This is a genomic window from Actinomadura sp. WAC 06369, from assembly GCF_003947565.1.
GTDB lineage: Bacteria > Actinomycetota > Actinomycetes > Streptosporangiales > Streptosporangiaceae > Spirillospora > Spirillospora rifamycini.
In genome coordinates this window covers 30,912-50,610 of the sequence record NZ_QHJN01000014.1, presented here as the reverse complement: position 1 = coordinate 50,610, position 19,699 = coordinate 30,912, and the positions used below count along the sequence as shown (strand labels likewise).

Genomic DNA, 19,699 nt, shown 5'->3' with positions numbered 1-19,699 from the left:
CACGTTTCTCCTGTCCCGGAGCGCACGCAAGAAAGCGCGAGTAGATCCCTAGCCGACCGGGAACCGCACCCCCTCGGCGCCCTCGGCGGCCCGCAGGTCGAGGGCCCGGGGCGCGAACCCGCGGGGCACGTCGAACACCAGGTACCCCCGGACGGACGCGCCGGGCGCCAGGGTCCACGCGGGGTACGTCCGCCGCCCCTTGGCGAGGAGCGCGCCGACGCGGTGGGAGTCCTCGCCGTGCAGCCGCTGGACCCGCGCCTCGAACCGCGCCTCGACCGAGCCCGTGTTCGCCACGACCACCCGGACCCGGCACATCACGCCCCGGACGGCGATCCTCTTCACCGTGTGCCCGCATTCGGGGGCCGACGCGGTGAACCGCAGGTCGCCGTCCATCGCGGGCGCGCCGAACGCCGCCTCCGCCGGACGGTCGAGGTGGCGGAGGACCGCGCGGCCCCCGAGCACGGCGCCCGCGACAGCCCCCAGGACCAGGACCGCGAGGACGAGCCGCGGACCGGTCGTCCGCCGCCCCGACAGCCGGACGTCGCGGATCGCGAGCCAGCCGATCTGCACGGTGACGAGGAGGTCGGCGACCGCGATCAGCGGGAGCAGCCAGTCCGCGGCCGCACGCCGGTAGCTCGTCAGCACCAGCAGGGCGACGGCCGCGGCCAGGAACTGCACCCCGGCGATGGCGCCGAACGCCTGCAGCACGCGGCGGACGGGACCGATCGGCCGCGGGGCCGCGGCCGATCGCTCACCGAAGGGCGGGCCGCCCGTCCCGGGGAAGTCCGGCCGCGTGGTCTGGGGATCCGACACCCGCCGCAGCGTACGGTCCGGCACCGACGAAGATCGACTTCAGGACGGGTTCCGGACGGCGCATTCCGCGGAAAGGGTCAGATCGTTTCGGCGCCCGACCGGGCGGTGATCTCGGCGACCCGGTTGTACTGGTCGAACTCGAGCCCGATCGTGAAGTCCGCACCGGTGATCGTCAGCTTGGCGTGGTCGGGCGTGAACGCCGCGCCGAGCCCCCGCAGCCGCGCGTAGCTGTGCACCGCCCGGCGGTGGTCGCGCAGCCCCAGTTCCGCGACCGACTGCTGGAGGACGCGCATGACGCGCGGGAACTCGGGCGGCGGGAGCCGGAACTCCGGGTGCTCGATCAGGAACGCGGCGCGGGTCCCCCCGCCGACGTCGGCGTGGTAGTGCGTCCAGCAACCGGAGACGACCTTCGCGGCGTCCAGCAGCGCCCCGGCGACCCGCGCCGGCTCGAACCGCGGCTCGGCGGGCCCGCCGGGCAGCGCGTCGAACGGGACCTCCGCGGCGGCGAACTGCTCGATGCCGTGCTGCCGGCCGAACTCGCGCACCCGGGCCGAGTGGGCGACCAGCGGCTCGGCGTACCCGGACGGGTTCGCCCAGGCCCACAGCCACGACCCCGGCCCGGGCGCGGCACTGCCGAGCAGGTGCACGCGGCTGCAGACCAGGTCGCGGCTCCCGCGGAACTCGAACCGCTGGTCGTTCAGGTCGACGTTCCAGCTGTGCTCCCCGACGACCTCCTCCAGGCGCAACTGGTGTTCGAGGGAGAAGATCGCCGCATCGTCGAGGACATTGGCGAGTGTGATCACTTCGGGCATGCGGGCAGGCTAGTGGCACGAACGGACCTGACGTGGACGAATACGCCTCAAGACCGTCGAGGCGGGGCGAGCAGGGCACCGACCGTGGTCTCCCCGCCCCACCCCGGCAGGACGCGCGTCGCCGGGGGCAGCCGGGCGAGCAGCGCCCCCTGCTCGTACCGGTGCCGGGGATCGGGCGTCTGGAGCGTGAAGCCCGTGAACAGGACGTTCAGCTCCTCGCCGTAGAGCCAGACGCTCCCCCGGTACGGGCTCGGCACGTCGATCGCCGTGAGCCGGACGTCGCCGATCTCGAACTCCTCCTCGCGCTTGAACAGCGTGTCGGGCCGGTGCTTGCGCAGCTCCTTCCGCCGCCCCGGCTCCATCACCTGCGTCGACAGCCGCTCGTAGTGGGCGCGCCAGCCCGCGAGGGCGGCCCGCGGCAGCGCGACGTAGGCGCCGGCGGACACGTTCCGGGCGTTCTGGACGTGCACGGGCTCGCCGTCGGTGAGGATGACCGCGACGATGTCCCGCCGCCCGACGACCCGGTGGACGCCGTCCAGCCGGTGCGCGGGATCGATCACGAACACCTCGTCGTCGTCCCCCACCACGTAGGTGTTCGCCGCGGCGCCGTTCTCGACGCCGGCCACCGTCTCCACGCGGGTCCCGCCCGGCACCGGCGGCGGGAACACCGCCGGGGACGACGCGGGCGGCGGCGGCGACGCGAGGGCCGTGCGGATCAGCTCCGCCGCCGTGCGGGCGTCCGCGGGGCGGTCGGCCGGGTTCTTGGCGAGCATCGCGTCGACGAGCCGGTCGAGGGAGTCGGGCAGCTCCGGGCGCAGCGACCGCAGCCGCGGCGCCGGTTCGAGGACGATGCTACGGATCAGCACCGGGAGCGTGTCGGCCGTGAACGGCGTCCGTCCGGTGAGCAGCGCGAACAGCAGCGCGCCCAGCGCGTACACGTCGGCGGCGGCGCCCACGTCGCCGCGCTCGAACTGCTCGGGCGCCATGTAGGCGGGGGTGCCGATCACCGCGCTGCCGGTCAGCTCGGTGACCTGGTCGGCGTGCCGCGCGATGCCGAAGTCCATCACGGTCACGCGGTCGCCCGGCAGCAGCATGACGTTGGCGGGCTTCACGTCGCGGTGGACGACGCCCCGCCCGTGCGCCGCGCCCAGCGCGTCCGCGACCTGCGCCGCGATCGGCAGCGCCCGCTCGACCGGCAGGCCGTCCGGGTGCCGCCGGATGACCGCGGCCAGGTCGTCGCCGTCCAGCAGCTCCATGACCAGGAAGAGCAGCCCCTCCTCCTCGCCGCCGTCGTGGACGACGACGATGTTCGGGTGCCGGAGCCCCGCGCTGATCTCGACCTCGCGCCGGAACCGGTGGACCAGCCGCCCGTCCGTACCCTCCGGCATCGCGAGCAGCTTCACCGCCACCGGCCGTCCCAGCCGGCCGTCGACGCCGCGCCACACCTCGCCCATGCCGCCGCGCCCCAGCAGCGCCTCCAGCCGGTACCGCCCGGCCAGCTCCAGCCCGCTCCGCACAACGCCCTCCCGCCCTCGCCCCACGTCCCGGCGCCCGCCCCATCGGCGCCGGGCCGCACCCCGGCGGAACGAACCTACCGACACTCCCGGCACGAGGGCGGCGGGGACGAGTTTTCGGTCTCGCCATCGCCCCGGAACCGGCGATCGTCGGAGCCGATGCCCGGGGGCCGTCCGGGACGTCCGCACGGCTTATTGAGGGTTTCGAGCGCTGTTAAGGAGGCTTTAGGGCTGGGGTCGTTAGCGTCCCGACGGCAATCGCGGCCCGCCGTCCGGCGGGCCTCGGACGACACGTTGGGAAGGTCTCCATGCGCAGATTCGTCGCGTACCCCCTCGCCGGACTGGCGGCCGTCGGGTCGACGCTGTTCGTCGCGAGTCCGGCGTCGGCCCACGGCTACGTGTCCTCGCCGCCGAGCCGGCAGGCGCTGTGCGCGACCGGGACGGTGTCCGGCTGCGGGCCGATCCAGTACGAGCCGCAGAGCGTCGAGGGGCCGAAGGGGCTGCGGAGCTGCGATGGTGGAAACCAGCAGTTCGCGGTGCTCTCGGACGAGAGCCGCGACTGGCCCGCGACGTCCGTCGGGTCGACCGTCACGTTCAGCTGGGTCGTCACCGCGCGGCACCGCACGGCCGACTGGCGGTACTTCGTGGGCGGCGAGCAGGTGGCGTCGTTCGCCGGGAACAACGAGCAGCCGGGCTCGGTCGTCGACCACGAGGTCGACCTGAGCGGCTTCTCCGGACGGCAGACCGTGCTCGCCGTGTGGAACATCGGCGACACCGCGAACGCGTTCTACAGCTGCGTCGACGTGAACATCGGCGGCGGCTCCGGGACGACCCCGCCCACCACCGACCCGGAGCCCGAGCCCGAGCCGGAGCCGACGGACGAGCCCACGACCGGGCCCACGACCGGGCCCACGGGCGGGCCGTCCGCCGAGCCGTCGGCGGAGCCGTCCGCCGGCGGGGACGCCTGGAAGGTCGGGCAGGCGTACAGGGCGGGCGACGTCGTCACGTACGAGGGCGGGAAGTACCGGTGCCGGCAGGCGCACCGGTCCATCCGGAGCTGGGAGCCGTCGCAGTACACCCTGGCCCTCTGGCTGCCGCTGTGAACGGGCGGCGCCGGGCGCTGATCGCGGCCGCCGCTCTGGCGCCGCTGCTGCTGGCGGGGTGCGGCGGCGGCGAGGCGGACGGCAGGCCGGTGAGCGCCGCGACCCCGGCGGCGGAGCACAACGACGGGGACGTGATGTTCCTGCAGATGATGATCGCGCACCACCGGCAGGGGCTCGAGATGGCGGGGCTTGCGGCCGAGCGGGCGCCGAGCGAGGACGTGCGCGTCCTCGCGGGGGCCGTGAAGGCGACGCAGACCGAGGAGGCCGAGCGGATGATCGCCTGGCTGCGGGCGTGGTCCGAGCCGCTGGAGGCGGGGCACGGCGGCGGGCACCACGCGGCGCACGGCGCGCTGCCCGCCACCGGCGCCCAGGAGATCGGGGCGCTGAAGAAGGCGAAGGGCGCGGCGTTCGAGCGGGCGTTCCTCAACCTGTTCATCGCCCACCAGCACAACGCCGTCGAGATGGCGCGGACGGAGCTGGCGGAGGGCGCGAGCCCGGACGCGAAGGCGTTCGCGCAGCGGGTCCGGGACTCCCGCACCGACCAGATCCAGCAGATGCTCGGGCTGCTGAACGCCTAGCACGGTGGTCCCCCGCGTCCGGTGGACGCGGGGGCCACCGTCGGTGGGACGGGCGGTCGACGCGCCGGACTGCGGAGGACGGTTCCGGGGGCGGCCGCCGTGAACGCGCACCATTTCCGGCACCGGAGGGAAAGGCCCGTTAGCGTGACCGTTCGGTTCGTTCCGCGGGTTCGGTGCGGAGCCACATCTGGATGCGGGCGCCGCCGAGCTGCGGGGAGCGGTCGACGCGGAGGCTTCCGCCGGTGGCGGCGGCGAGGCGGCGGGCGATGTCGAGGCCGAGGCCGGTGGATCCGGCGCCGGACGTCCCGCGGCGCAGTGCGGCGCCCTCGTCGGCGATGCCCGGACCGGCGTCCGCGAACAGCAGGCCCGCCGAGTGCCGTCCGCGGTGCACGGTGACGGTGAACCCGGCGCCGCGCGGGGTGTGCCGGAATATGTTGCCCATCAGCGCGTCGATCGCCGCGACGAGCTCGGCGCGCGCGACCGGCACCGGCACCGGGCCGTCCGGCGCGATGAGCTGGTGCGGGCGGTCCTGGTCCTCGGCGAGCGCCGACCAGAACTCCAGGCGTTCCCGGACGACGTCGGCGGCGTCGCATCCGGCGGCCTGCGGGCGGGGCCGCCGGGCGGCGGCGATGAGCCCGTCGACCTCGCCCTCCAGCCGGGCGAGCGCCTCCCGGCCGCGCTGGAGGCGGCGGGGGTCGCCGGGGTTGGCGACGAGGCCGTCGACGCTGAGCCGGAGGGCGGTCAGCGGGGTGCGCAGCCGGTGCGACAGGTCCGCCGCGGTCTCCCGCTCGGCGGCCAGCAGGCCCGCGACCTGCTCGGCCATCGTGTTGAAGGCGGTCGCGGCGGCCTGCAGCTCGCGGGGGCCGTCGGGGACGACCCGCACGTCCAGGTCGCCGGCGCCGACCCGTCCGGCGGCGTCGGCGAGGCGGCGGGACGAGCGGACGACGCGGGTCGCGAGCCGGTCCCCCATCGCGACGGCGACCGCGCCGAGCGCGACCGCCACCCCGGCGAGCGTCGCCCACGCCTCGGTCACGCCCCGGGACAGCTCCGCGGCCGGCACGAACACCTCGACGACCGCGGCGGGCGCGCCGTCCCGCACCACCGGCCGCAGCAGCACCTGCCCGCCGCGCAGCCCGGCGGCGAACGCCCGGCCGCGCTCGCGGGCCGCGGCGACGTCGGCGGGCGCGGCGCGCGGCGTCCCGACGGTGGCGGACGGCAGGTGCACCGCGAGCCGCCCGTCCGCGCCGGCCTCGGTGGACGCGACGGCGTCGGCGAGGACGTCCGGGTCGGCGGTGATCGCGAGCACCGGGACGAGCGACGCGGCCTGCCGTTCGGCGCCCGTGAGCGCGCGGTCGCGGGCGATCTGCTTCACCACGAGGCCGAGCGGCAGCAGGAACGACACCGCGACCATGGCGGTCACGGCGAACGCGACGAGGGCGAGGGTGCCGCGCATGCCGCCCGGACGCCGGTCCCTCACCGCGGCCGCCCGGACATAATGGCCGCCATGCGGATACGGTTCGCGACCGCGTGGTGCACGGCGACGCTGGCCGGCCTCGCGGTGAGCTGGTGGGGCGTGCAGCACGCCGTCGGCGGCACGGCGCTCGGCGACGCGCCGGTGGCGGCGGTGCCGGTCCGCACCGGGCGGCCGCCCGCGCCGCCGGACGCGCCCGCGTCGGCGCCCGCGACGCGGGAGACGCTGTCGCCGGCGCCGAGCCGGACCGCGGCGAGCCGGTCAGCCACGGCGGCCGCCGGACGGTCCGCGGCGCCGTCCGGCGGACGGACGCGCACCTTCGCGCTGAAGTCGGGACGGGTGGTGCTGGAGGTGCGCGAGCACGGCGCGCGGCTCGTGTCCGCGTCCCCCGAGCAGGGTTTCGAGGTGCGCGAGTGGCGGCAGGTGGAGTGGCTGCGGGTCGACCTGACGGACGGCGAGCACGGCTCGGCGGTGTTCGCGACGTGGAACGGCCACCCGACCCTCGTGCAGGTCTATGAGTATTGAAGAGTGCACGGGTACTGAGGTGTGCACGGGTGCCGGCCGCATCACGGGGCCGTGAGCATGACGCCGACGCCGCGGACGGTGTGCAGGTAGCGGGGGCGCGCGGCGGTCTCCCCCAGCTTGCGGCGCAGCCACGACATGTGGACGTCGAGGGTCTGGTCGTCGCCGTTCGCCTGCCGCCACACCTCGGCGAGGACCTCCCGGCGGCGCACCACCCGGCCCGAGCGGGCGGCGAGGAACGCGAGGAGGTCGAACTCCAGGCGGGTGAGCCGCAGCGGCGTCCCGTCCAGGGCGGCGCGGCGCGCGTCCCGGTCGATGCGCAGGCCGCCCACCTCCAGGACGTCCGGCGGCGCGTTCGTCCGGACGCGGCGCAGCACCGCCTGGATGCGCGCGTCGAGCTGGTCGCCGGAGAACGGCTTGACCACGTAGTCGTCGGCGCCGGTCCGCAGCAGCCGGACGATCTCGCGCTCGTCGTCCCGCGCGGTCGCGATGATCACGGGGGTGTCGGTGACGGCGCGCAGCATCTTCAGCGCCTCGGCGCCGTCGAGGTCGGGCAGTCCGAGGTCGAGCACGATCATGTCGTAGCCGGGGCCGTCGGTCGCTTCGCGGAGCGCGTCCAGGGCGCGCACGACGCTGTGCACGGCGTGCCCGAGGTCGGTCAGCTCGTGGATCAGCGCCTGCCGGACGATCTCGTCGTCCTCGACCAACAGAACCGTCGCCATGCCCGCCAAAATAGAACAACCTTCGTGTTCACGGCGTCGGAACGGCCGGGCCGGCGAGGGTCAGCGCGGGGCGTAGCCCTCGGCGACGAGCCGTTCGGCGAACCGGGCGTAGGCGGACGGGTCGGACGGGACGGCCGTCGCGAGCCCGTCGGGCCCTATCCGTTCGCCGACCTCCTCAAGACGACGGTACGAACGCCCCCCCGAACGGGTCAGCGGAGGTCGAGGTCCCGGCGGCGGAAGCCGGCGAACCCGGCCGCGACGAGCGCCGCGGCGACCAGCGTGAGGCCCAACAGGGGCGTCCAGGTCAGGTCCGCGCCCGGCAACTGCGGGACGTGCCCGAACGGGGACAGGTCGGTCATCCACCCCGGCAGTCGCAGCAGCCCGCCGAACGTGGTGACGAAGACGCCGTACACGACGACCGCCCACGCCGCGGGCATCGCGCGCGGCGCCAGCCCGAACAGCGCGACCGCCGCGCCGCCCGCGACCCACACCGCCGGGGCGTGGGCGAGCGCCGCGCCGACCGTCCCGGGCAGCAGCCCGGCGTCGCCGACCGACAGCGCCGCGGCGGCCCCCGCGCCCAGCCCGGTGAGCAGCAGCACCAGGACGCCGCCCGCGAGCGCGACCGCGACGTGGCCCGCGAGCCACCGGGTCCGCGACACCGCCGCCGCGAGGACCGGTTCGGCCCGTCCGGTGGTCTCCTCGGTCCGCGGCCGCTGCATCGCCGAAACCACCTGGACGCCGCAGACCGCCGCGAGCATCGACGTGATCACGCTGACGAACCGGTCGGCCGGCGACGAGCCGGGCAGGGAGCCCACCCACTCCTGGAGCGTCGCGTTCCCGGCGATGGCGTCGCGCACGTCGCCCGCGAACGCCCCGTACACGGCGCCGAGCGCGGCCATCGACACGGCCCACCACAGCAGGCCGGTGCGCTGCAGCCGCAGCGCCAGCCCGAGCGGGGTGCCGAGGGACGCCGCCGCGGTGCGCGGCCCGGGACGCGGCGGCAGCAGGCCCGCGCCGACGTCGCGCCGCGCCGCCAGCGCGAACGCCGCGGCGAGCAGGCCGCCCGCCGCGAGCAGGCACAGCCCGAGCGGCCACCACCGGCCGTCCACGTACGCCCGCGCGGCCTGCGCCCACCCGATCGGCGACAGCCACGACAGGGCGCCGCCGCCCATGTCGCCGACCGCCCGCAGCGTGTACGCGGCCGCGAGGAACGCGCCGGCGAGGCCGCCGGCGGCGCGGCCGTACTCGGTGAGCTGCGCGGTGACGGCCGCGGCGCCGGTGAAGACCAGCCCCGCGGCGGTCAGCGCGGCACCGAACAGCAGGGAGCCCGGCCAGGTCAGGGACTCGATCCCGGAGCCGCCGAGGACGACCGCGGTGAGCGCGCCCAGCGCGACGTTCGCGCCGCCCACCACGAGCACCGCGGCGGCGAGCGGCGCGTGCCGTCCGACCACCCCGGCGCGGACCAGCTCGGCCCGCCCGGCCTCCTCCTCGGCCCGCGTGTGCCGGACGAGCAGCAGGATGCTCATCAGCCCCGCGAAGATCGCGACGAAGCCGAGCATCTCGTTCGCGAGCATCGCGCCGTAGGTGTAGTCGCCGAGGCCGTGCCCGGGGCCGCTGAAGGCGGCGCCCGCCGGGCCGTCCACCAGTTCGGCGCGGGACCGCCGGTCTGCCGCCGTCGGGTAGGTGGCGGCGAGGTTCGACGCGGTCACCGCCGTGCCGAGCGCCAGGGCGAGCAGCCACACCGGGATCCGGACCCGGTCGCGGCGCAGCATGAACCGCGCGAGCGTCCCGGTGCCGGTGAGCGGGCCGCCGGCCGCCGCGGCCCCGGCGGTCGCGGCGCCGGCCGCCGCGGCCGTCACGACGCGTCCCCGTCGCGCGCGGTGCGCCCGTCCGCGGCGCCCTCGACGGGCACCCCGTTCTCCGCGAGCTCGTCGCCGTAGTGCCGCAGGAACAGCTGCTCCAGGGTGGGCGGCCTGCTGATCAGGGTGCGCGGGACGAACTCGCTCAGCCGGCGGACGACCGGGCCGAGCTGCTCGGCGTCGACGTCGAATCGCACCCGGTCGTCCTCGGCGGTGAACCCGTGGACGCCGGGCAGCCCGTCCAGTCCGGTGACGCGGCGCTCGGTCTCGGCCTCGATGGTGGTGCGGGTGAGGTGCCGCAGCTCGCGGAGCGCGCCGCTCTCGACGATCCGGCCGAGCCGGATGATGCTCACCCGGTCGCACAGCTTCTCGACCTGGGCGAGGATGTGGCTGGACAGCAGGACCGTGCGGCCCTCCGCGGCCGCCTCGGCGATGCACTCCTGGAACACCGCCTCCATCAGCGGGTCCAGCCCGGCGGTCGGCTCGTCCAGGATGAGCAGTTCGGCCCGCGAGGCCAGGGCCGCGACGAGCGCCACCTTCTGCCGGTTGCCCTTGGAGTAGGTGCGTCCCTTCTTGGCGGTGTCCAGGTCGAAGCGGTCGCACAGCTCGTCGCGGCGAGCCCGGTCGAGCCCGCCGCGCAGCCGGGCCAGCAGGTCGACGGCCTGCCCGCCGGTGAGGTTGGGCCAGAGGTCGACGTCGCCGGGCACGTAGGCGATGCGGCGGTGCAGCCGTACCGCGTCGCGCCAGGGGTCGCCGCCGAGCAGCCGGGCCCGGCCCGCGTCGGCGCGCAGCAGGCCCAGCAGGACGCGGATGGTGGTGGACTTGCCCGCGCCGTTGGGGCCGAGGAAGCCGTGCACCTCGCCGGTGCGGACGGTCAGGTCGAGGCCGTCCAGGGCGCGGGTCCGGCCGAACGACTTGACCAGGCCGGACACTTCGATGGGGAGCGTGGAACGTGCGGTCATGGCGACACCTCGGAACGGGTGCGAGAGATGGGGGTCCACGCGGTGCGCGCCGTGCCGGGCACGGGCGCCCCGTGGCGGCGGGCGGCGGAGCCGTCCCGCCCGTGCGGCCGTCGGCCGCGTGCGCGCACCACGAGCCGTCCGGCCGGGCCGCGGGCGGACGGAGGTGCGGGCGCGGGTCAGGCGGGCGGGTCGGAGTCGGCCTTGCGGGCGGCCGCGTCCGACGTGGGGATGCGCGGCCCGGCCGATTCGGCGAGCATCCGGTCCAGACTCGCGCGCATCTGCACGACGACGTCCGGGGCGAGGATGTCGTCGGTGATGATGTCGAGCATCGCGCGCGCCATGCGCGCGTACCCTTCGGCGCCGAAAATGTCGGTGCCGAGGGCCCGCGACATGTGCTCGTGGATCACGGTGAGGCCGAAGGTGATGCCGGTCATGACGACCGCGTAGGCGTGCGGGTCGGCGGTCTTCGGCGGGGCCAGGCCCGGGACGTCGCCGTCGAGCATCTCCTTGCTCACCGCGACCGCGTCGTCGAACAGCTCGGCCGCCCCCGGCGAGCCGTCCACCAGCGCGCGGGCGAGGTAGCGCTGGAGCGGCAGGACCTCGTCCAGCGCCGCCGCGGTGAAGTCCGGGCTGCCGATCCCGCCCCGCAGCCCCTCCAGCTTCGTGCGCCGGAGGGTCTCGACGGCGTACTCGTCGCAGGCCCGGCGCAGCGCCTCCTTGGAGCCGAAGTGGTGCTGCACCAGCCCCGGCGACACCCCGGCCGCCCGCGCGATCCCGCGGATCGTCGCGCCGTTCACGCCGTGCTCGGCGAACTCGCGCAGCGCCGCGTCGCGGATGCGCGCGCGGGCCGTCAGGTCCTCGGCGTCCCGCTCGCGCAGCTCGGTCACGCCCCGATTCTCCGATACAAGCGTTCAGTGCACAATACGCGTGTATCGCACGTTGGGTAACGCCCTGGTGACATCACCCTTACCCGTGGGCGGAGGGTCAGGACGAGGCCGCGGCGACCAGGCGCACGACGTCGTCGTACGTCGGGACGTCCGCGGGGGGCGCCGCGCCCGCGACGCCGAGCGCGCTGGACACGGCCGCGTGCAGCGCCGCGCGGAACGGCAGCGACCCGCAGCTCACCCGGCCCACGCCCAGCTCCGCCAGCCGCGCGTAGTCGGTGCGGCCCGGCAGGTGCAGGACGTTCAGCGGGACGCCCGCCGCCGCGACCACGGCGGCGATGTCGGCGTCGTCCGCGATGCCGGGGACGAACACGCCGTCGGCCCCCGCGTCCGCGTAGGCCCGCACGCGCCGGAGCGTCTCGCCGAGCGACGGACGGTCGCCGCCGAGCCAGTACGTGTCCGTGCGGGCGTTCACGAACACGCCGGGCGCCGCGCGCTTCACCGCCGCGACGACCGCCGCCAGGTCTCGCACCGGGGCGAGGCCGCCGGGGCGCCCGTCCTCGATGTTCACTCCGGCCACCCCGAACGAGCCCAGTTCGGCCACCAGCGCGGCGACCTCGTCCGGACGGTCGGAGAAGCCGCCCTCGACGTCGACGGTCACCGGCACCGGCAGCCGCGCCAGCCGCCGCGCGAGCGCGACCGTCTCGGCCCGGGTGCCGCCGGTCGCGTCGGCCTTCCCGGCCGCCGCCGCGACACCGAGGCTGGTGGTGCCGACCGCGGCGAACCCGGCCGCCGCCAGCGCCGCGCCGGACGCGACGTCCCACGCGTTCGGCAGCAGCAGCGGACGCTCCCCGCGGTGCAGATCGTGGAAGTTCACGCCTTCGACCGTACGCCCGGATCGTTTCGGCGCCGATCGAACCGTCGCGTCCCGCAACCGGACCCGCGAGCACGGTGTTCCCCGAGGGTCACCTGCGAGAGGAGCGGACGATGGACGCTTGGGACGTCATGCGGAACATCTACGCGGCCGAGGCCGCCTACGTGGCCGCGGGCGGTTACGGGAAGGCCGACTACGGCGCGGTCGCGGCCTGGCTGGACCCCGAGGTGGTGCTGCACCAGGCACCCGGCCTGCCGTTCACCGGCACGGGGACCTGGCGCGGCCACGACGGCATGGAACGGTTCTTCGCGCGGTTCAGCGAGGTCTGGGAGGCGATGGAGTTCCTGGAGCAGGAGCACCAGGGCGGCCGGGACACCGTGGTGGTGCGCAGCCGGGTCCGGTTCCGCGCGCGGGCGACCGGGCGGGAGGTCGAGACGGAGATCCTGCAGTGGATCGCCGTCCGGGACGGCCGCATGCTCGAATGCCGCCCCTTCTACTGGGACCCGGCCGCCATCGCCGCGGCCTGCGGACAGCCGACCACCGCGTAGCGGGCACCTGCGCCGCCGACGTATCTTCTGGAAGGTCCAGAAGAAGATCGTTTCGCCGTCACCGGGGGACCGCCGTGCTGTATCTCGTCCTCGCCTGCGACGTGCTCTTCTGGGCCTTCCTCGTCGGCGGCCTCGCGGCCCGCTACGCGGCCGGGCGGCGCACGCTCGGCGGCGTCCTGCTGCTGTGCGTCCCGCTGATCGACGTCGTACTGCTCGCGGCGACCGTCCTCAGCATCCGCGACGGCGCCGAACCGACCGTCTGGCACGGGCTGTCGGCGGCCTACCTCGGCATCACCATCGTGTACGGGCACCGCACGGTCCGGTGGGCCGACGCGCGGTTCGCCCGCCGTTTCGGCGAGGATCCGCCGCCGCCCCCGCCGAAGCTCTACGGGCGCGCCGCCGTCGTGGACGCCTGGACGTCCTGGCTCCGGTTCCTGCTCGCCTACGCGCTGAGCGCCGCCCTGATGTTCGGGCTCGTCGTGCTCGTCGGCGGCCTCGGCACGGGGGCGCCGCTGCTCGTCTGGCTCAACCCGCTCACGAAGGTGCTCGTCTACAGCCTGATCTGGCCCGTCCTGACCACCGTCTGGCCGGGGAAGGCGCCGGAGGCGGACGAACCGGGCTGACGGCCCCCGGCGTCACGCGTCCCCGGCCGGGGCGGGCGTGCCGGGACCGTTCGGATACGGGGCGATCTCGCGCTCCCAGTCGGCCGCGGCCTCCTCGATCCGCCGGGGCGCCAGCCGGCACCGGACGACGTACGGGTCGCCCGCGCGGTGCCGGTGGTCCCACGGCGGGGAGAACTCGAGGTCGAGGCCGACGTCCAGCGTCACCAGGCCGGACGAGCGACCGGCGACGGCGAGCGTGAGGTTGGGCTCGGTGAAGCGGAGGCCGGCGGGCGGCCCGGCGGCGGCCGCTGGACGGAGGCGTGCGCGTCCTCGGCCAGCGGCCCGCACCACTCGTCCGGCAGTGGTCAGAACCAGCCGAAGAGCGCGCCCAGGAAGTCGAAGCCGTGGTGCCCCTTGTCCTTGCCGTGGTGCTTCTTACCGTGGTGGCCCTTGTCCTGCCCCTTGCCATGCCCCTTGTCGTGCCCGTGGCCCTTGTCGTGCTTCCAGGGCTTGCCGTGCCCCTTGCCGTGGCCCCAGTTCTTGCCCTGGCCCTTGTCGTCGCAGGGCCCGCTGCGGTGATGGCTGCAGACGTGCGCGTGCTGGTGGCTCACGGGCACGGGGGCGGCGGACGCCGTGGCGGCGAGGCCCACGAGCGCGGCGAGCGTCGCCCCGGTGGCGAGCACCAGGGCCGCGAAGATCCTGCGCATGATCGAGTCCTTTCGTCGGGTTTGCTTCGTGCGCCCCGAGACTTCCCCGACCATCACGCTATGTAACTAAATAAATACTTTCCGCATCACCAAACGCGGGCGCCCGCCGCCGGCCGGAGGTCTTGGGTGCCATTGTTTGCATTTGTCGGGGATTGTCGCTTTCCGGTGGCGGTGACATCCCTCCCGGAGGAGGTGGTGAGCATGGCCAGGCATCGCGTGCACCGGCCCAGCTGGCCGCTGCTGGTGGGGCTGCTCGGGGTCGCGTTCCTCGTCTACGTGTGGGTGTGGGCGTCGACGCAGGGCGGCCCGCCGTTCTGGGGCTGAGTCAGCTCTTCCGGGCGAGGATCGCGGCCAGGTCGAACGGGCGCTCCTCGGGCGTGGAACGGCGCGACGCGCGCGCCGTCTCCGCGAAACCGGCGTCGCGCAGCAGCGCGGCCAGGTGGTCGGCGGGCCACCGGTAGGCCCGCGCGACCTTGTGGTCGAACGGGACCGGGGTGTCGGCGCCCGCGAAGAAGCCGAGCAGGACGTGGCCGCCGGGGGCGAGGACCCGGTGGAACTCCGCGAGGATCGCCGGGACGTCGTCCGGGTCCGCGTGGATGGTCGAGTACCAGGCCAGGACGCCGCCGACCGACGCGGACGGGACGTCCAGGGCGGTCATCGTGCCCTCCTCGAAGCGGATGCCGGGGTGGGCGGCGCGGGCGTGGGCGACCATCGCGGGCGACAGGTCGATGCCGAAGGCGTCCGCGCCGAGGGAGCGCAGGTGCGCCGTGTAGTGGCCGGGGCCGCACCCGACGTCGGCCACCGGGCCCTCGACGGTCTCGGCGAACGCGGCGACGAACGCCCGGTCGACGGGATGGTGCCGCCGGACGTCGCTGAAGAGTTCGGCGTACAGGGGGGCGACTGCGTCGTAGGCGCTGCGGGTCTCGTCGATCACGGGCGTCGACCTTACGCCACGGCGCGGGCGGACGCATGGCGCCGCAGGTGGCGCAGGTGTGCGAGCGGACGGGCGGGGTAGCGGCGATGCGTGGTGTACGTGCTCGCTCTCGGGGCGGCCGCGCTGTTCGGGCTGGGGTCGGCCGTCCAGCAGCGGGCGGCGTCCCGCGCGCCCGAGGGCATGGTGCTGCACTGGCGGCTGCTGTGGTACCTGGTGCGGCAGCGGCTGTGGCTGGTGGGGGTCGGGACGGCCGTGGTCGGCAACGTCCTGAGCGCGCTGGCGCTCGGCAAGGGCGGGGTGGCGCTGGTGCAGCCGCTGCTGGTGACGCGGCTGCTGTTCGCGCTGCCGATCGCCGCGACGTGGGAGCGGCGGCGGCTGACCGGACGGGAGTGGGGCGGCGCGATCGCGATCTCCGGCGGGCTCGGGGCGTTCCTGGTGGCGGGCCGTCCGGAGGAAGGCGAGTCGACCGACGCGCCGATCTGGATCTGGCTGCTGATCGTCGGGCTGGTCGGGCTGATCACGGGCGGGCTGGTGAAGCTGGCGCGGCACCTGGCGCCGGAGAAGGAGGCGCCGGTGCTCGGTGTCGGCGCGGGGATGCTGTTCGGGCTCCAGTCGGCGCTGACGGACACGGCGATGGGGCGGCTGTTCGACCACGGACTGGTCGCCATGCTGCTGCACTGGTCGCCGTACGCGGTGGCGGCGGTGGCGATCACGGGGACGCTGCTGCTGCAGAGCGCGTTTAAGCTGGAGCCGCTGGAGGCGTCGTACCCGCCGCTGGCGGCGGTGGAGCCGCTGGCGGGGCTCGCGATCGGGCTGGGCGTGCTGGGCGGCACGGTCCGGGTGGCGCCGCAGTGGCTGGGGATCGAGGCGGCGGGGCTGCTGGTCATGACGGTCGGGGTGTGGGTGCTGGCGAAGGCCGCGGTGGCGTACGAGCGGACGCTGGAGCGCGGGGCATGAGGACGTCCGTCGCGGTCCTGGTGGAGTTGCGGCGCGACGCCGGGGCGGGCGGCCACGTGAAGTGCTGGGAGCGGTTCGCGGAGGCGGCGGCGCGGGACGATCCGGGCGTCGACCTCACGCTGTACGTGCTGGGCGCGCGGGACGGCGTCGAGCCGCTGTCGGACACCGTCCGGTTCGTCACGCTGCGTCCCATGCTAGGCGACGGGCCGCTGGCGCGGCTGCTGGGCGGGGTCGACGCGACGGACCTGGCGCCCTACCACCCGGGGCTGGCGGTGCGGCTCCGCAAGCACGACGTCTGGCATCTGACGCACGCGTTCGCGTTCGCGGGCACGGCCGTCCGGCTGGCGGGGCGGCTGCCCGAACGGCCGGGGATGGTGTGCTCGCTCCACACCGACGTGCCGGTGCTGACGGCCGCGTACCTGCGGCAGCTGCGGGCGCCGGAGGCGGTCGCGGGGGCGGCCGCGGCGCTGGCCCGGCGGCGCCGGGACCGGCTGCTGCGGGCGTGCGACCGGGTGCTCGTCGCGACGGCGCCGGAGCGCGGCGAGGTCGAGGCGGTGGTGGGGCCGGGCCGGGTGTCGCTGCTCGGCCGAGGCGTCGACCTCGGACGGTTCCGGCCCGATCCGGCGGCGCGGGCGCGGCTCGCCGCACGGCACGGGTTCGGCGCCGCGGAGACGCTCGTCCTGTTCGCCGGGCGGGTCGACGCGTCCAAGCGGGTGATGGTGGCGGGCGAGGCGGTGCGGCGGCTGCGCGCGGACGGGCGGGACGCGCGGCTCGTCGTCGCCGGGTCCGGTGCGGCCGCCGGGCCGCTGGCGGCGCTGCTCGGCGACGGCGTCACGCTGCTCGGCAGGCTCGGGCAGGACGACCTCGCGCAGGTGTACGCGGGCTGCGACGTCCTCGCGTTCCCGTCCCGCAGCGAGACGATCGGCAACGTGGTGGCGGAGGCGATGGCGTGCGGGCTGCCGGTGGTGCTGCCCGAGGTGGCGCTGACGACGACGTGGCTGGCGGCGCCCGGACGGGACGGCGTCGTGGTGCGGCGGGACGACCCGGCGGGCTGGGCCCGCGAGCTCGCGGCGCTGGCCGGCGACCCGGCCCGCCGGGCGGCGCTGGGCCGCGCGGCGCTCGCGACGTCGCGGCGGCGGCACCGGTCGTGGAGCCGGGTGCTCGCCGAGGACCTGCTGCCGGTGTGGCAGGAGGCGGCGGGACGTCAGGAGGCGCGGCGCGCGATCTCCTGACGGTGCAGCGCGTGCAGCAGCGGGGACGTATCGAGCGCGGCGATGCCGGTGAGCAGGATCGCGATCCCGAGGACGGTCACGCCGGACGGCAGCAGCCCGAGGCGGATCCGCTCGTCGAACAGCAGGATGCCGAGGGTGACGGCGACGGCCGGCTCGGTCGAGTCGATCACCGGCATGGTGGCGGCGAGCGGCCCGGCCTGGAACGCGCTCTGGATCAGGACCAGCCCGCCGATGCTGGCGATCACCAGCACGTACGTCTGCCAGGACGCGAACAGCGCCACGACCCCCTTCTCGATCTTGCCGACGGTCGCGGCGAGCAGCACCGACTGGGTGCCCATGACGAGGCCCGCGGCGAGCGCGATGAGCGACGCGCGGGGCAGCTCGCCCGCGTACCGGGCGGCGGTGAGGGCGACGGCGGTCGCGGCGAGGACCGCGGCGAGCGTCAGCAGCCACTCCCCCAGCGGGACGGGATGCTCGCCGCCGCGCGGGTCGGCGGCGACGAGCGCGAGCGCGAGGCCCCCGGCGACGGCGAGCGCGCCGTACCATTCGCGGGCGCCCATCCGCAGGTGGTAGAGCCACACCGACAGCGGGATCGCGAAGACCAGCTCGGTGACGATCAGCGGCTGGACGAGGGCCAGCGGGCCGAACGCCAGCGCGAGCATCTGGAACCCGTACGCGGCGACGGCGAACGCGATGCCGAACAGCCACGTCCGGTCCCGGGCGAGGCGGCCGAGGAGCCGCACCGACATGGCCTCCCGGGACGGGCGGGCGCTGGCGGCGCGCTGCTGCAGCACGCCGGCGAGGGCGAAGCAGGCGCCGGCCAGGACGGCGGCGAGGATCGCGACGGGCACGGGGGGACGGTTCCCGCCGCGCCCGTTCCCAATCCGTCAGCCGATCTTGCCGAGGACGAGCGGGTGCAGGTCGGGCGTGCCGCCGGGCACGATCTCGCAGGCGCCGTCGAGCGCCTCCAGGGCGCGCGCGACGCGCGCCTCGTCGTCGGTGTGCAGGGTGAGGAGCGGCCGCCCCTCGGTCACCGTGTCCCCCGGCTTGGCGTGGCAGGTGATCCCGGCGCCGAACGACACCGGGTCCTCCTTGCGGGCCCGTCCGGCGCCGAGCCGCCAGGCCGCGACGCCCACGCCGTAGGCGTCCAGGCGGGTCAGGACGCCCGACGCGGGCGCGGTCACCGTGTGCGTGACGGCCGCCGCGGGCAGCGGCGCGTCGGGGTCGCCGCCCTGCGCGGCGATCATCCGGCGCCACACGTCCATCGCGGAGCCGTCGCGGAGGGCGTCGGCCGGGTCGGGGCCGGCGATCCCGGCGGCGTCGAGCATCTCCCGGGCGAGCGCCACGGTCAGCTCGACGACGTCGGACGGCCCGCCGCCCGCGAGCACCTCGACCGACTCGGCGACCTCCAGGGCGTTGCCGACCGCGTTGCCGAGCGGACGGTCCATCGCGGTGAGCAGCGCGACCGTGCGGACGCCGTGGTCGGCGCCGATCGCGACCATCGTCTCGGCGAGCTCGCGCGCCGACTCCGGCGTCTTCATGAACGCGCCCGAACCGACCTTGACGTCCAGGACCAGCGCGCCCGTCCCCTCGGCGATCTTCTTCGACATGATCGACGACGCGATCAGCGGGATCGACTCGACGGTGCCGGTGACGTCCCGCAGCGCGTACAGCTTCCGGTCGGCGGGCGCCAGGCCCGTCCCGGCCGCGCAGATCACGGCGCCCGACGCGCGCAGGACGTCCAGCATCTCGGCGTTCGTGAGGGACGCCCGCCAGCCGGGGATCGACTCCAGCTTGTCCAGCGTCCCGCCGGTGTGCCCGAGCCCGCGCCCCGACAGCTGCGGGACGGCCGCGCCGCACGCCGCGACCAGCGGCGCCAGCGGCAGCGTGATCTTGTCGCCGACGCCGCCGGTGGAGTGCTTGTCGGTGGTGGGCCGGTCCAGCGCCGACCAGTCCATCCGCTCCCCGGAGGCGATCATCGCCTCCGTCCAGCGGGCCACCTCCGCCCGCGTCATGCCGTTGAGCAGGACCGCCATCGCGAGGGCCGACATCTGCTCCTCGGCGATGGCGCCGCGGGTGTAGGCGTCGACCGCCCAGTCGATCTGGTCCGGGGCGAGCTCGCCGCCGTCCCGCTTGACGCGGATGACATCGATGGCGTCCACGTGGTCCTCTCTGTTCGAACGGTCAGCGGGTGGCGAGGTCGTCGGGGCCGAACGCGTCGGGCAGGACGTCCGACATGGGCAGGACGCCCCGGACCGTCTCCAGCAGCAGCCCCGGGCCGCCGTGCTCCCACAGCAGCTGGCGGCAGCGCCCGCACGGCATCAGCGGGTCGCCGCTCCGGTCGACGACGGCGACCGCGACCAGCCGCGGCGCCGCCGACTTCCCCGGCCCGTGCAGGGCCGAGACGAGCGAGCACTCCGCGCACAGCCCGACCCCGTACGACGCGTTCTCCACGTTGCAGCCGGTGATCACGCGTCCGTCGTCCACCAGCGCGGCCGCGCCCACGGGGAACCCCGAGTACGGGCAGTAGGCGCGCTCCATCGCCTCCCGCGCGGCACCGCGCAGGACGGGCCAGTCGATCTCCATGGGGCGCATTTTCGCAGAG

The 19,699-nt window shown here is 75.6% G+C and carries 23 protein-coding genes; 8 read left to right on the top strand and 15 right to left on the bottom strand.

What is annotated here, in order from left to right:
* Positions 1-48: 48 nt before the first annotated feature.
* The 3 genes from DMH08_RS06310 to DMH08_RS06300 form a co-directional block, all read right to left on the bottom strand.
* Entirely contained in the window at positions 49-813 is a 765-nt protein-coding gene (locus tag DMH08_RS06310; protein WP_125612300.1) for a hypothetical protein, read from the bottom strand.
* Positions 814-890: 77 nt separating this feature from the next.
* Positions 891-1,625, bottom strand: a complete 735-nt coding sequence (locus DMH08_RS06305) for a DUF6882 domain-containing protein (RefSeq protein WP_026402593.1) — start codon at positions 1,623-1,625, stop codon at positions 891-893.
* A gap of 47 nt (positions 1,626-1,672) precedes the next feature.
* A complete protein-coding gene (locus tag DMH08_RS06300) occupies positions 1,673-3,142 on the bottom strand; it encodes a protein kinase domain-containing protein (RefSeq protein WP_125612298.1) in 1,470 nt (489 codons plus the stop codon).
* A gap of 305 nt (positions 3,143-3,447) precedes the next feature.
* Here DMH08_RS06300 and DMH08_RS06295 point away from each other — a divergent pair, with 305 nt between their 5' ends.
* Together DMH08_RS06295 and DMH08_RS06290 are read left to right on the top strand one after the other, a co-directional pair.
* Positions 3,448-4,242, top strand: a complete 795-nt coding sequence (locus DMH08_RS06295; RefSeq protein ID WP_125612296.1) for a lytic polysaccharide monooxygenase — start codon at positions 3,448-3,450, stop codon at positions 4,240-4,242.
* Complete coding sequence (locus DMH08_RS06290) at positions 4,239-4,820, top strand: DUF305 domain-containing protein (RefSeq protein WP_199747645.1); 582 nt, start codon at positions 4,239-4,241, stop codon at positions 4,818-4,820. Before DMH08_RS06295 ends, DMH08_RS06290 begins: the two co-directional genes overlap by 4 nt.
* A 139-nt stretch (positions 4,821-4,959) precedes the next feature.
* Here DMH08_RS06290 and DMH08_RS06285 read toward each other — a convergent pair whose 3' ends face one another.
* Complete coding sequence (locus DMH08_RS06285) at positions 4,960-6,297, bottom strand: HAMP domain-containing sensor histidine kinase (protein WP_233617431.1); 1,338 nt, start codon at positions 6,295-6,297, stop codon at positions 4,960-4,962.
* Between the two features lie 27 nt (positions 6,298-6,324).
* On the opposite strand from DMH08_RS06285, the gene DMH08_RS06280 reads away from it, so the two are divergent.
* On the top strand, positions 6,325-6,816 hold the full coding sequence (locus tag DMH08_RS06280; RefSeq protein ID WP_026402595.1) for a hypothetical protein: 492 nt from the start codon (positions 6,325-6,327) through the stop codon (positions 6,814-6,816).
* Positions 6,817-6,857: 41 nt separating this feature from the next.
* Here the strand turns inward: DMH08_RS06280 and DMH08_RS06275 are convergent, their stop codons facing one another.
* The 5 genes from DMH08_RS06275 to DMH08_RS06255 form a co-directional block, all read right to left on the bottom strand.
* Positions 6,858-7,535, bottom strand: coding sequence for a response regulator transcription factor (locus tag DMH08_RS06275; RefSeq protein ID WP_026402596.1), 678 nt, complete (start codon positions 7,533-7,535; stop codon positions 6,858-6,860).
* A gap of 209 nt (positions 7,536-7,744) precedes the next feature.
* Positions 7,745-9,394, bottom strand: coding sequence for an ABC transporter permease (locus DMH08_RS06270; protein WP_125612294.1), 1,650 nt, complete (start codon positions 9,392-9,394; stop codon positions 7,745-7,747).
* Positions 9,391-10,356, bottom strand: a complete 966-nt coding sequence (locus DMH08_RS06265; RefSeq protein ID WP_034517945.1) for an ABC transporter ATP-binding protein — start codon at positions 10,354-10,356, stop codon at positions 9,391-9,393. Before DMH08_RS06265 ends, DMH08_RS06270 begins: the two co-directional genes overlap by 4 nt.
* A gap of 176 nt (positions 10,357-10,532) precedes the next feature.
* Positions 10,533-11,243 carry a TetR/AcrR family transcriptional regulator gene (locus tag DMH08_RS06260; protein WP_233617430.1) on the bottom strand — a complete coding sequence of 237 codons (711 nt, stop codon included), beginning with the start codon at positions 11,241-11,243 and terminating at the stop codon, positions 10,533-10,535.
* 97 nt (positions 11,244-11,340) lie between these two features.
* On the bottom strand, positions 11,341-12,117 hold the full coding sequence (locus tag DMH08_RS06255; RefSeq protein ID WP_125612292.1) for an isocitrate lyase/PEP mutase family protein: 777 nt from the start codon (positions 12,115-12,117) through the stop codon (positions 11,341-11,343).
* Positions 12,118-12,227: 110 nt separating this feature from the next.
* On the opposite strand from DMH08_RS06255, the gene DMH08_RS06250 reads away from it, so the two are divergent.
* Both DMH08_RS06250 and DMH08_RS06245 read left to right on the top strand, forming a co-directional pair.
* Positions 12,228-12,662, top strand: a complete 435-nt coding sequence (locus tag DMH08_RS06250; protein WP_026402599.1) for a nuclear transport factor 2 family protein — start codon at positions 12,228-12,230, stop codon at positions 12,660-12,662.
* 74 nt (positions 12,663-12,736) lie between these two features.
* Positions 12,737-13,285 carry a hypothetical protein gene (locus DMH08_RS06245; protein ID WP_125612290.1) on the top strand — a complete coding sequence of 183 codons (549 nt, stop codon included), beginning with the start codon at positions 12,737-12,739 and terminating at the stop codon, positions 13,283-13,285.
* 12 nt (positions 13,286-13,297) lie between these two features.
* Here DMH08_RS06245 and DMH08_RS06240 read toward each other — a convergent pair whose 3' ends face one another.
* Together DMH08_RS06240 and DMH08_RS06235 are read right to left on the bottom strand one after the other, a co-directional pair.
* Positions 13,298-13,612: a WapI family immunity protein gene (locus DMH08_RS06240; RefSeq protein ID WP_233617429.1), complete on the bottom strand. Its 315-nt coding sequence runs from the start codon at positions 13,610-13,612 to the stop codon at positions 13,298-13,300.
* A gap of 17 nt (positions 13,613-13,629) precedes the next feature.
* Positions 13,630-13,971, bottom strand: a complete 342-nt coding sequence (locus DMH08_RS06235; RefSeq protein ID WP_125612286.1) for a hypothetical protein — start codon at positions 13,969-13,971, stop codon at positions 13,630-13,632.
* Positions 13,972-14,172: 201 nt separating this feature from the next.
* Here DMH08_RS06235 and DMH08_RS42310 point away from each other — a divergent pair, with 201 nt between their 5' ends.
* Complete coding sequence (locus DMH08_RS42310; protein ID WP_267898525.1) at positions 14,173-14,295, top strand: hypothetical protein; 123 nt, start codon at positions 14,173-14,175, stop codon at positions 14,293-14,295.
* Position 14,296: 1 nt separating this feature from the next.
* Here the strand turns inward: DMH08_RS42310 and DMH08_RS06230 are convergent, their stop codons facing one another.
* Entirely contained in the window at positions 14,297-14,905 is a 609-nt protein-coding gene (locus DMH08_RS06230) for a class I SAM-dependent methyltransferase (protein WP_026402603.1), read from the bottom strand.
* Between the two features lie 90 nt (positions 14,906-14,995).
* Between DMH08_RS06230 and DMH08_RS06225 the strand changes: the two genes are divergently transcribed.
* Positions 14,996-15,862 carry a DMT family transporter gene (locus DMH08_RS06225; protein ID WP_125612284.1) on the top strand — a complete coding sequence of 289 codons (867 nt, stop codon included), beginning with the start codon at positions 14,996-14,998 and terminating at the stop codon, positions 15,860-15,862.
* Entirely contained in the window at positions 15,859-17,094 is a 1,236-nt protein-coding gene (locus tag DMH08_RS06220; protein ID WP_125612282.1) for a glycosyltransferase, read from the top strand. The genes DMH08_RS06225 and DMH08_RS06220 overlap by 4 nt, the downstream gene beginning before the upstream one ends.
* Here DMH08_RS06220 and DMH08_RS06215 read toward each other — a convergent pair.
* Genes DMH08_RS06215 through DMH08_RS06205 form a run of 3 tightly spaced genes read right to left on the bottom strand, consistent with a single transcriptional unit; the run spans position 17,067 to position 19,680 of the window.
* Positions 17,067-17,945 (bottom strand): DMT family transporter, encoded by an 879-nt coding sequence (locus tag DMH08_RS06215; RefSeq protein WP_125612280.1) that lies wholly within the window; start codon positions 17,943-17,945, stop codon positions 17,067-17,069. The genes DMH08_RS06220 and DMH08_RS06215 overlap by 28 nt on opposite strands.
* 36 nt (positions 17,946-17,981) lie before the next feature.
* Positions 17,982-19,256: a thymidine phosphorylase gene (locus tag DMH08_RS06210; protein ID WP_026402605.1), complete on the bottom strand. Its 1,275-nt coding sequence runs from the start codon at positions 19,254-19,256 to the stop codon at positions 17,982-17,984.
* 22 nt (positions 19,257-19,278) lie between these two features.
* Positions 19,279-19,680 (bottom strand): cytidine deaminase, encoded by a 402-nt coding sequence (locus tag DMH08_RS06205; RefSeq protein ID WP_026402606.1) that lies wholly within the window; start codon positions 19,678-19,680, stop codon positions 19,279-19,281.
* Positions 19,681-19,699 lie beyond the last annotated feature (19 nt).